Source organism: Siminovitchia acidinfaciens (genome assembly GCF_003605385.1).
Lineage (GTDB): Bacteria > Bacillota > Bacilli > Bacillales > Bacillaceae_C > Siminovitchia > Siminovitchia acidinfaciens.
This window is the reverse complement of the sequence record NZ_QYTV02000004.1, coordinates 46,226-57,898: the sequence shown is the minus strand read 5'-3', so window position 1 is coordinate 57,898 and position 11,673 is coordinate 46,226. Positions and strand designations below refer to the sequence as shown.

Sequence of the window (11,673 nt, the reverse complement as noted above, 5' to 3'; positions counted from 1 at the left end):
AGAAAGCGCTATTATTCAGAACGGGGGAAATTGAATGCAAGAGAGTCAGCCTAAAGAATTAAGACGTTCAATGAAAAGCAGACATTTATTTATGCTCTCGATCGGGGGAGTTATCGGAACAGGGCTTTTCCTGGGATCAGGATATGCAATCGGTGAAGCGGGTCCGGCAGGGGCCATCTCCGCTTATTTATTCGGTGGCCTGCTCATGTACCTTGTCATGGTCTGTCTTGGAGAATTGTCGGTCATCATGCCTGTATCCGGTTCGTTCCAGGCTCATGCGGAGAAGTTTATCGGTCCTGCGACAGGATTTATGATCGGCTGGACTTACTGGTTGAGCTGGGCGATTTATGTAGGACTTGAATTTATCGCGGCTGGTCTGCTTATGGCCAGATGGTTCCCAGATGTGCCAGTCTGGATATGGTGTGCAATTTTTGCGTTGCTATTATTCGGGATCAACGCTTTGACTACACGAAGCTTTGCTGAAACGGAATATTGGTTTTCAGCAATTAAAGTTGTTGCAGTACTCTTTTTCATCGTCATAGGAGGAGCGGCGATTTTTGGAGTTGTTCCGATAAAAGGTGAAACCGCACCGTTCCTATCGAACTTTTTCAGTGATGGATTATTTCCAACAGGATTCATGGGTGTATTCATCTCCATGATGACCGTCGTCTATGCATTCATGGGGTCGGAAATCATGGGTGTTGCAGCAGGTGAGACAGAAGAGCCTGAAAAAAATATACCAAAGGCAATCCGAAGCATCATCATCCGAATTTTAGTTTTCTATGTATTGGCAACTTTTGTACTATCGGCAATCGTTCCGTGGAAAGAAGCGGGAGTGCTTGAAAGCCCGTTTGTAACCGTATTCGATATGATCGGTATTCCATATGCAGCTGATATTATGAACTTTGTAATCTTGACAGCTATTCTTTCCGTAGGGAATACAGGTTTGTTCGCTTGTACGAGAATCCTATTTTCACTATCACAAAGCGGACAGGCACCTCGTGTATTCGGAACAGTGAACAAGCGCGGTGTACCGATGAATGCGCTGTTAGTCACTCTGGCATTTGCTCTGCTTTCTCTGTTAACAAGTGTCATCGCAGAAGAAACATTGTTTGTCGTCCTGCTGGCGATCAGTGGTGTGGGCGGAGTTGTCACATGGATGGCAATTGCATGGGCACAGTATAAATTCCGCAAGCAGTATATTACCGGCGGTGGAAAATTGGAAGATCTGAAATTCAAAGTCCCATTCTTCCCGCTTGTCCCAATTCTTTGTCTGATCATGTGTGTAGGTATTGTTGTATTCACTGCCTTCGATCCGACACAGCGGACATCACTTTATATCGGGTTCGGATTCGTGGTCGCATGTTACATCTTCTACCATTTTAAATTTGGTAAAAATAAGGCTGGAGCACCTCCTCTGACGGATGAACAGCCTGAAAAAGTAGTTCAATAAGAAGAGAGCGTTATCTTTGGTAATTTTTTGCGAACGTATTGTGGAAACAGCCGGCCTGGGGGTCGGCTGTTTTGCATGATATTTGGAGAGGCTCATGCAGCTCTATGTTCGAGCGGATGAGAAAATGGGTGGCCCGAAAGTTAGCTGTTTTTCATGTTATTGGAGAAATCAGAGAGTAAATCCTTGAGTTGGCGTGTGACTTTGAAATCTGGTGAGTATTTTTAAAAGTTAGAGAGTATTTCATTAAGTTAGCGAGTATTTATGGAAATCGGATAGTAACTCTTTAAGTAGAAGAGTATTTATGAAAATTGGAGAGTATTCCTTTAAGATGACGAGTGTTTATGAAAATCGGATAGTAATTTCTTAAATTGAAAAGTATTTATGAAAACAAGAGAGTACTTCCAAAACTAGACGAGTATTTATTAAAATTGGAGGGTACTTCCGTAACTGGGCAAGTATTTTTCAAAACGAGGAGCAAATGTGAAGAATCTATGGTCCTTATACGAAGGGGTTTACCTGACAAGCAAACTATACCATGAAACGCACAAGTGAGTTTTAAAACTCACCATGTGAGTATAATTAAACTCATACATTTTATTAAAGCCCGCAGTTATCACTTTCTGGCAACACTGAAGGTTGGCATGGAAATTGCATTTAAATAATCTAGAAGTATTAAAGTATGGTTGTTAGAAAGGAGAAGGGCATCATGAGTCAAGCAGAAACCGAACATTCTTTGGAATATACGCTTCCATACAATCGCTATGTCGATTCTGTTGTTTTTGCAGAGGAAAAGAAAAAAATCTTCTATAACAGCTGGGTTTTGGCCGGCCACACAAGTCAGGTTGAAAATGTTGGAGACTTCTTCACATTTGATATTGCAGACCAGCCTTTGATTATCAGCAAGGATAAAAACAATGAAATCAATGCCTTTTATAATATTTGTCCTCACCGTGGTTCGAAAGTGGAGAAAAGTGCATCCGGAAATAAAAGGGTTTTCATGTGCCAATATCACGGCTGGACGTTCCAGTTGGACGGCAAGCTGAATAAAGCTCCGAACTTTCCTTCGAATGAACTTGGCAAGCATAGCTGCATGACGAAAGTGAGTCTTGAAATTTTTAAAGGTATGATTTTCATAAATTTGAATCCGGATGCTAAGCCCATGGCGGAATCGTATGGGGAATTGATGGAAAGCCTGGAGAAGTACACTTTCCTTGATTCTTTGAAAAAAATCCGGGTTACGGAACGGGTCATCGACGCTAACTGGAAAGCGATCGTTGACAATTATTTGGAGTGCGACCACTGCAAGATTGCGCATCCGGAGTTTTCAAAAACGTTTGATATGAAAAACTATCATATCGATCTTCATGATAATTTTTCCTGCCAATATTCCAAGATGACCAAAAAAGCAGACGAGGAACAGGAAGAGCATGCCAATTTTTATTGGGTATGGCCGAACCTGATGATCAGTATTTATCCTGGTGAGGATGGAAATATGACGACAAGTCAAATCTTGCCGCTCGCTCCAGACAAATCATTGGCCATTTACAGTTATTATTTTAAAGATGAGCATATTACTGAAGAACAGGAAGAGCTCATCCGTTTCGTGGATCAGGTTAGGGAAGAGGACTTCGGTTTGGTGGAATATTTACAAGAAGGCTTTAACACAAAAGCATTTGACCGCGGCGTCTATTCGCCGAAGGAATATGCAATCAAGTATTTCCACGAGCGCTACCGGGAAGAAATGAAGGACGTTTGAAAAAGGGGTTCCATATAGATTAGGCGGGCGGAAGGAGTTTCTGCTCGCTCAACGTTTCCCATTTTATGAAAATATATGATAGTGTGGGACTCGGGCTATTGAATTTTCAGGGGGTTTTGGGTGCTTTTTAGAAAAATATGCAGGATACCCGTGGATAACTGGAAATACCCGCGTACAATCAAAAACCCGGTGACAACAAGAAAACACTTAGATGAAAGATAATCTCCTATTTTAGGAGAGCATTTTTACTATAGAAATTAAAGACTTCAGGGAGGACTTACAATGAGTAAACATACAGAATATACAGTTGCAGATGCGATCGTAGAAGAATTGGTTGCGGAGGGCGTCGAGGTCATTTTTGGAATCGTGAGTATCCATAATATGCCAATCTATGATGCGATGCTTCGCGATGGAAGAATCCGCATGGCCACTGCCCGGGGTGAAAGCGGTGCGGTCAATATGGCTGATGCGTACGCCCGTGCAACTGGCAAGATCGGCGTAGTTTTGACAAGTACTGGAGCAGGTGCAGGAAATGGCGCAGGGTCATTGACTGAAACATGGAATTCCGGCACGCCGCTTCTTCATATTACAGGTGAGGCAGATTCCGATTACATTGGAACAGATCAGCGTTACATCCACGAATGTAGGGACCAGTTGAAAATGATGGAAGGTGCAAATAAAGCCGCTTATCTTTTGAAGCGCCCGAAATTGATCACGCCATTTATGCAAAAAGCGATTAAAGAAGCGAAGACTGTTCCGACAGGACCGGTCACTGTTTCCATTCCAACGAATTTCCAAGCGATGATCATTCCGAAAAACAACTTGGTTGCAGTTCAAGCTGAACAAGATACCGAAGTGAAAATCACCCTTCCGGCAGAAGTGATTGAAAAAATTGCAGCTGCAAAAAGACCGGTTATTTGGGCAGGAGATGGAGTGATTCATTCAGGCGCATCTGAAGAACTCTTGGCTTTGGTTGAGAAAATCCAACCTGCAGTTGTTACAAGTGAATCAGCAAAAGGTGCTATCCCTGAAGAGCATCCGCTTTGCATCGGAAACTTTGCGTGGTTCCCTCGCTTTGAGGAGCTTTTGAGCAAGTCTGATTTGCTTATTAGCATCGGCGTCCGTTTCCGTGGCGGAGAAACAAATGGCTGGACATCTCCGGTACCTGCAAATCACATCAATATCGACTTGAACCCTAATGCGTTCAACCGTAACTTCGATACGCTTTACGGCTTGGTCGGCGATGCGAATGCAGTTTTAAAAGAAATCAACAAAGCGTTGGCTGACAAGGAAATCACTCCTGATGCAGCTTATGCGGAGGAAGTAAAAGCTGTCCGCGAAGGCGTTCGCGATGACCTTTGCAGCACGATCGAGCCATACGGAGACCTTGCGGCAATCATGAACGAGCAGTTTCCAGAGAATACAATTTTATTAACTGACGTGACTATCCCTGGATACACATGGGCAAACAAATTGGTCGACGTTCACGAGCCAAGGAATTACCTTTACATGACTGGCGGCGGTATTGGACAGGGCTTGCCAATGGCCATTGGTGCGAAAGTCGGCCAACCGGAAAAACCTGTTGTTCTCGTTGCTGGTGACGGTGGCTTCATGGTAAATGCAGGTGAGATGATCACTGCCGTTCAAGAAAATGCGCCGATCGTTGTCCTATTGTTCGACGATGGCGGCTACGGAATCTTAAAATATTACCAAGAAGCAGCCTACGGCAGACAAACAGCTGTTGATTTGGTAAATCCTGACTTCGTCATGATGGCAAAATCGATGGGCTTTGACTCTGAAAAAGTAACAACTGTTGAAGAGTTTGAAAAAGGTTTGGCCAATGCGCTTGAAAGCAAAAAGCCTTACATGGTTGTTGTAGATGTAGAAGCAATTGGAATCCTTCATTATCAAGATTCCGATGAATATATCCGTTCTTTCCGTCCACACAACTAATACGAAAAGTACGGGCAAATCTCATAACAGATAAGAACCGCTTTTTTTAAAAAAACATCATGTTTGGCGGCCGTACGTGGGGGTGAATCCGTTGTATGGCTGCCGGTTTGTGTTATGGTTTTAAAAAACAACATGAGAATCTAATGCGGAGTTACAAGTGGAACTTTTACAAAATGAAGTTAAATCAGCTGCAAAACGGGGAGGCATCAAGGTTATGACAAAGGAATTGAAATTGTACATCAATGGGGAATGGGTGGATTCAAGCAACCCGGAAACGCAGGACATCCTAAATCCTGCCAACCAGGAAGTCATTGCCAAAGCCCCGAGAGCAACAAAAGAAGAGACTGTAGAGGCAATCAAGGTTGCAAAAGCTGCTTTTGAAAGCGGCGTCTGGGCTGGACGCACACCTCAGGAAAGAGCAAAAGTTTTACTGCAAATCGCTGATAAAATGGAAGAGAATCTTGAGGAACTCGCTGATCTCGAAACAATGAACAACGGCAAGACGAAAAGAGAGGCGCTTTCCGATGCGGAAGAGTCGGTTAACACCTTCCGCTACTACGCGGCGCTGCTTAATAACCCGAATGGCGTGACGTACGAAGCATCGGAAGATATGCAGACGATGATTGTCAAAGAGCCGATGGGGGTTGCAGGGTTAATCGTTCCTTGGAACTTCCCGCTATTAATGAGTGTCTGGAAAATTGCTCCGGCGTTGGCAACGGGAAATTCAATTGTGTTGAAACCGGCTGAAATTACACCAATGACAGCTGTCAAAGTGTTTGAATTGATACACGAGTCCGATTTGCCAAAAGGCGTGGCCAATCTGTTGATGGGATCCGGTTCAGTTGTTGGCCAAACGATTGCGGAAAGCCATGATGTGGACGTTGTTTCTTTTACAGGAAGCACAGGTGTTGGGCGAGGCATCATGCAGGCGGCAACAGGCAATCTGAAAAAGGTGAACCTTGAACTGGGAGGAAAATCTCCGAATATCATTTTTGAGGATGCCGATCTTGAAACAGCAGTAGACTACGCATTGTTTGGAATTTTTATGGGATCAGGCCAAGTCTGTTCCTCAGGAAGCAGGGTTCTTGTCCAAGAAAGCGTCTACGACGAATTTGTTGAAAAATATGTGGCAAGGGCGAAAGGTATCAAAGTTGGTCCAGGAAATGCCGAAGGAGCACAAATGGGTGCCATCGTAAGTGAAAAACACATGGAGAGCATCCTTGAGTATATCCAGATTGGAAAAGAAGAAGGTGCGAACCTCGCATTGGGCGGCACCCGGATCGAGCGGGACGGTATGGAAAAAGGCTTCTTTATTGAGCCGACTGTATTCACAAACGTAACGAGCGATATGCGAATTGTCCGAGAAGAAATCTTCGGTCCAGTCGTAGTCATCCAAAAATTCAAAGATGAAGAAGAAGCTATCCGGATTGCGAATGATACAGAGTTCGGACTTGCGGGCGCTGTCTTTTCTAAAGACCATAACAAAGCAATGCGTGTCATTAAGAAAGTGCGTGCGGGAATCACATGGGTGAACGCGTACCACTTGACGAATGTGCAGGCTCCGTGGGGGGGCTACAAAACGAGCGGTATCGGGCGAAGCGTCAGCACGAACGCATTGGAAGAATATCAAGAAACAAAACAAATCAATATCAACCTGGATCCTAAACCGATTCAATTTTTTGATTGATAGGAGGCCGGCCCGTTGGGGCCGGCTTTTGTTGTTGTTGGTGGAGAACGGTGGCGTGGTTCGGATTCGGTCGGTGCGAACAGTCCGCAAAGTGCGGCGGCGGAGCGCCTAGGGGAGGCTTGGTCTGCCCGGTCGCTCCAACCTTCTTATAAAAGCTCCAACCTTCTTATAAAAGCTCCAACCTTCTTATAAAAGCTCCAACCTTCTTATAAAAGCTCCAACCTTCTTATAAAAGCTCCAACCTTCTTATAAAAGCTCCAACCTTCTTATAAAAGCTCCAACCTTCTTATAAAAGCTCCAACCTTCTTATAAAAGCTTCAACCTTCTTATAAAAGCTCCAACTCTCTTATAATCGCTCCAACCCGCGCATAACAGCATAGCCAATCAGTCTTAGGCAAAGATGATCCTGGCAAATGAGTTCAAATGCACTCTGTGAGCATATTTGCACTCGCTTCTCTCTGTAAAAACCCACTACCTATAAGGTTTTTAATATGTGAAAGTTGGTATCATTCTTGCATTATTAATAAATATGCGAGTATTTTATTTTTTGAAAAAGAGGAAGAGGCGATTAATGGAATCTAAATTTAGTTAAACTCCGTACGTTCAGGAGCATGCGGGTAGAACCCGTGGCGCATTAAAAGAAGGGACTGCATCACTTTCCCATAGTGTCCTTTAGATTATTATCCAATATATAGAACGAGTTATTTACAGCTGTAAATTAAAATTGAAAGCGCTGCACCACTGAACGGATGACTAGAAAATTGAATCATCTTTTTGCTAACACAATTCTTTTAAAAGCAGCGACAGTATTATTTGATCAGGAGGCACAGCGAATGAAAAAGAGATTTTGGTTGTACATTTTTAGTTTAATTCCGGCCATAGGAAGTTTATCTGTTGTTAATAAGGTTGAGCCTTATGTGCTTGGCATGCCATTTGTTTTATTTTGGTTGCTTATGTGGGTTGTTCTAACTTCCCTGTTTTTATTTATCGTAAATATTCTCGATACTGCTAACGAAGGGGAAGATGACATTTGAATATTTCATTGGCAATTACATTCGGTATTATGGCGTTGGCTTGTTATTTAGGAATTCGCGCGCGTAAAGGCAAGAATATGGACATGGAGCAATGGGCTGTTGGCGGCAGGAGCTTTGGTCCGGTTATCATATTTTTCCTTCTTGCCGGTGAAATGTTTACGACATTCACTTTTTTGGGAGCAAGCGGAATGGCTTACGGGGTTGGTATGCCTGCCGTTTACGCCTTTAACTGTTTTTATTTTGTCATTGCTTATTGGCTCTTGCCTCCAATCTGGAGATACGCCAAGAAAAACAACGTTTTGTCGCAATCTGATTTTTATGTGAAAAAATATGATAGTGTCGGTCTCGGAGTAGTTGTTGCAGTTATTGGCGTCATTGCATCGGTTTCATATCTCGTTATGCAATTTGTTGGATTAGGGATCATTGTATCGTCATCTTCCTACGGGGCTATTTCCTCTGGGTTGGCTATTATCATAAGCGGAGTGGTCGTCACTATTTATGTAACCGTTTCAGGTATGCATGGATCCGCATGGACTGCAATTATGAAGGATATTTTACTTCTGGGAGTCATGGTTTTTATGGGCTTTTATTTCCCCTTCCATTACTACGGAGGGTTCGAGCCCATGTTCAAGGCGATCGAAAATGTACACCCGGAGATGCTGCTTTTCCCAGCTGAGGGATTGAGTATTACATGGTTTGTTAGTACAAGTATTATGTTGGCCATATCTTTTTACTTATTTCCTCACATGCAGACTGGGATCTTTTCATCGAAGAGTGCTAAGGCAATACGGTGGAATGCTGCCAGCATGCCCTTATACCAACTGATTATTGTGTTTTCCGTCGTCATCGGTTTTTCCGCCATTTTGCAGGTGCCTGGGTTGGATGATGCAGACATGTCGCTATTCAAGCTTGCCCAGGCTTCGTTTCCGCCATGGTTTGTGGGCCTAGTTGGAGCTGCAGGAGCGTTGGCAGCACTCGTTCCAAGTTCAATCGTCCTACTGTCATCGGCAACACTGTTATCTAAAAATATATTTAAAGTCTGGAAGCCGGAAACAACAGACAAGCAAATCGGACAATTGAGCCGGGCACTTGTTCCGGTCATGGTCATCTTTGCTGTATTTTTCGCTTTAAATGAATCCAAATTGATTGGCCTGATTTATATTATGGCCTACAGCATCATCGTCCAGTTATTCCCGGCGTTATTCTTCAGCTTATTGAAAAAGAACCCGGTCAATAAAATCGGTGCTTTAGTTGGGATGGTCGTGGGAGTGTTCCTCGTTATTTATTCAACCGTCACAGATACAACGATGGCATCATTATTCCCTAACTTCCCGTCAATCATTAAGGATTTTGATATGGGTCTTCTCATTATGATCATAAATTTTGTCATCACATATGTAGTTGGTGTAGTTACTAATAAGGGTGTAAAAAGTGAAGTCGAGTATGTGGAAGGTCCGGATCTCCATCACAGGAAGGCAAATTGAAAAGTGTGAACAAGAGAGCGGAACTACGAATGTTCCGTGTAAACTTTTGAAAGGGAAGCTGGCCCGTAAGGGCCGGCTTTTATTGATAAAGGGTAATTTTAAAAAACTATTACTAATATTGGACTCGGCGTTGCTCTGTATTACTTAACAGAGCAACGCCGATTGATTTGATTTTGCTTATGAATCTTACGTAAAATACTCAATCTTCCCCTCTGGAAAGTAAGTGTGGATATATTCAAACAGCGTTTCCTTCATTTCCGCTTCCTCGTCTTTAGGGTAGATATATTTTCCGATGCCGTACTTGCCCCACTTATAGCGGCGTTTTTCCTCATCCAGCTCTAGCTTGGTCATGGGATAGTTTTTCTGGATGACTTTTTTAGCTGGTTTTGTGAAACGGTGCTGGATCAATTCAAAAGTGATATCTCCTTTGGTATCATCAGGCAAGTCATGGCTCAGGCGCTCAAACAACTCTCTATATCCTTCCTGCCACCCTTCGAAAAGATAGATGGGTGCGATGATGAAGCCCAATGGATATCCGGCGTGGGCCACTTTTACGGCGGCTTCGATCCGCTCCGCGAGCCTTGAGGTGCCCGGTTCGAAATACTTGATGACATAATCGGCATTCATGCTGAACCTAAAGCGGGTGCGGCCGTTATGCTTGGCATCGAGCAAATGGTCGACATGGCTGAATTTGGTGACGAACCGCAATCTGCCCAAATCAGTCTGGCCAAAGTATTCGATCGCTCTTTTTAATGTATGGGTGAGATGGTCGATACCGACGATATCCGATGTACAGGATGCCTCGAACCGGGTGATTTCAGGCGCCCGTTCGTCCATATAATTTTGAGCTGCCTCTAAAATTTCATCGACATTGACGTATGTACGGATATACGGCTTGCTTCCCATTGTTGTCTGCAAATAGCAATAATGGCAGTGGCCCATGCAGCCGGTCGCAAAAGGGATGGCATATTCCGCCGACGGCTTTGAGGTATCGAATTTCAAAGTTTTCCGCAGTCCTACGACCAACGTGGATTTAGCAATTCGATAGCGTTGGAAATCATTTTCTCCCGGCAGATTCCGGACCTGATTATGCGACGTTGTGTAGCGGATTTCCTTGCCCAGTTCAGTAAACTTTTCAAAAAGCTGCTGGCCCAGCGGGTAATCCAGCGCTTTTGGCTCAAAATAAACAAGCTGGGGCATGAAAGGTTTAACCATGATCACATCTCCTTTTCAGTCGTCTACTGCTCCGAAATAATAATTGTAGGCAGCTTCCGCTTCATCCGCAGTACGGTACACCGCCATTTCATCCGTCAAGGGATAATAAGTTTCATAAAGAAAAACGGCAAACTGCCCTGGACGGTCCGGATCATTGACCACTGCGGCTTCTTGAATCATGGCAACGTTTTGTGTATGGGGGTTGCGGTATAAAACATAGACGATATCTCCAGGTGCATAAGATGGTTCGAAAATTTCCACGGTGACACGCTCCTTTTTACGCTTAGCGTGCCATGAATATTGTATAAAATACGCGATGATGAAAAACAATTGGGGGCAATATTTGCAGCTTTCCTTTCCGTACCCTAAAGATTGACAAAGAAAAAGGCCCCTTTTCCAAAGAAAGGGCCTTTTCCATTAATTAGTTGTAATGACTCCGCACGCCTGCCTGTCGCCGGCATCGCCAGCTTTTACTGTTTCCTTGTCTGGGCCAGTCTTTCCTTCCGACTCGTAGCGCTCCGGAATATTTCCAAAGTTGTCCGGTCCCGCATGGATAACTACTGCCAGCGGACCTTCAGTCATTTGTTTCATAGTTACGCGATCGAATGACGCTGAATATTTAGCTTGTCCATCCTCATTGACATATAGGGAAGGCAAGTCCCCGGCATGGTCGGGATGATCTTTGCCATCCGGATTGAAATGTCCTCCAGCTGTTGTGAATGGCCCGTCCGGTGCATCAGCTTCACAGACGCCGTTTTCATGAAGATGAAATCCGTGATGTCCAGGAGTGAGTCCCTTTATGTCAGCCTCGATTTGAATCTGGTCTCCATTTTCAAAAAAACTGACCGTGCCGATGTTGTTATCTTCCGTATCTTTCAATATTGTCTCCGCTTGCGGTTTAGCGTCCGTCTCTGCATTGCTTGCTTTTTCAGAGGTTTCTTCCTTATTCGCCTCCTGGTTTCCGGCACCTGCACAACCGGCGAGCAAAATCCCTAAGAGCAGTATCAGTGTGAAATAGCGTGTACTCATCATTCATTCTCCTCTCTTTTTCTATGGATACCTTATTTTACCAGTAAAAAACATTAATTCCA

10 protein-coding genes are annotated in these 11,673 nt (G+C 43.9%); 7 read left to right on the top strand and 3 right to left on the bottom strand.

Annotated elements, in window-relative coordinates; genetic code table 11:
• Window positions 1-34: 34 nt before the first annotated feature.
• The 7 genes from D4T97_RS10340 (at window position 35) to D4T97_RS10315 (ending at window position 9,367) form a co-directional block, all read left to right on the top strand.
• Window positions 35-1,453, top strand: a complete 1,419-nt coding sequence (locus D4T97_RS10340; RefSeq protein ID WP_126050384.1) for an amino acid permease — start codon at window positions 35-37, stop codon at window positions 1,451-1,453.
• A 706-nt stretch (window positions 1,454-2,159) separates the two neighbouring features.
• A complete protein-coding gene (locus tag D4T97_RS10335) occupies window positions 2,160-3,209 on the top strand; it encodes an aromatic ring-hydroxylating oxygenase subunit alpha (RefSeq protein WP_126050382.1) in 1,050 nt (349 codons plus the stop codon).
• A gap of 282 nt (window positions 3,210-3,491) precedes the next feature.
• Complete coding sequence (locus tag D4T97_RS10330; RefSeq protein ID WP_126050380.1) at window positions 3,492-5,162, top strand: thiamine pyrophosphate-binding protein; 1,671 nt, start codon at window positions 3,492-3,494, stop codon at window positions 5,160-5,162.
• 214 nt (window positions 5,163-5,376) lie between these two features.
• Window positions 5,377-6,849 (top strand): aldehyde dehydrogenase family protein, encoded by a 1,473-nt coding sequence (locus D4T97_RS10325; RefSeq protein ID WP_126050378.1) that lies wholly within the window; start codon window positions 5,377-5,379, stop codon window positions 6,847-6,849.
• 15 nt (window positions 6,850-6,864) lie between these two features.
• On the top strand, window positions 6,865-7,041 hold the full coding sequence (locus D4T97_RS20500) for a hypothetical protein (RefSeq protein WP_164525532.1): 177 nt from the start codon (window positions 6,865-6,867) through the stop codon (window positions 7,039-7,041).
• 641 nt (window positions 7,042-7,682) lie between these two features.
• Entirely contained in the window at window positions 7,683-7,883 is a 201-nt protein-coding gene (locus D4T97_RS10320; protein ID WP_126050376.1) for a DUF3311 domain-containing protein, read from the top strand.
• Complete coding sequence (locus D4T97_RS10315) at window positions 7,880-9,367, top strand: sodium:solute symporter family protein (RefSeq protein WP_126050374.1); 1,488 nt, start codon at window positions 7,880-7,882, stop codon at window positions 9,365-9,367. Before D4T97_RS10320 ends, D4T97_RS10315 begins: the two co-directional genes overlap by 4 nt.
• 186 nt (window positions 9,368-9,553) lie before the next feature.
• Here the strand turns inward: D4T97_RS10315 and splB are convergent, their stop codons facing one another.
• The 3 genes from splB to D4T97_RS10300 form a co-directional block, all read right to left on the bottom strand.
• Window positions 9,554-10,582 (bottom strand): spore photoproduct lyase, encoded by a 1,029-nt coding sequence (gene splB, locus D4T97_RS10310; RefSeq protein WP_126050372.1) that lies wholly within the window; start codon window positions 10,580-10,582, stop codon window positions 9,554-9,556.
• 15 nt (window positions 10,583-10,597) lie between these two features.
• Complete coding sequence (locus tag D4T97_RS10305; protein WP_126050370.1) at window positions 10,598-10,843, bottom strand: transcriptional regulator SplA domain-containing protein; 246 nt, start codon at window positions 10,841-10,843, stop codon at window positions 10,598-10,600.
• Window positions 10,844-10,999: 156 nt separating this feature from the next.
• Window positions 11,000-11,611, bottom strand: coding sequence for a superoxide dismutase family protein (locus D4T97_RS10300; RefSeq protein WP_164525531.1), 612 nt, complete (start codon window positions 11,609-11,611; stop codon window positions 11,000-11,002).
• Window positions 11,612-11,673: the final 62 nt, after the last annotated feature.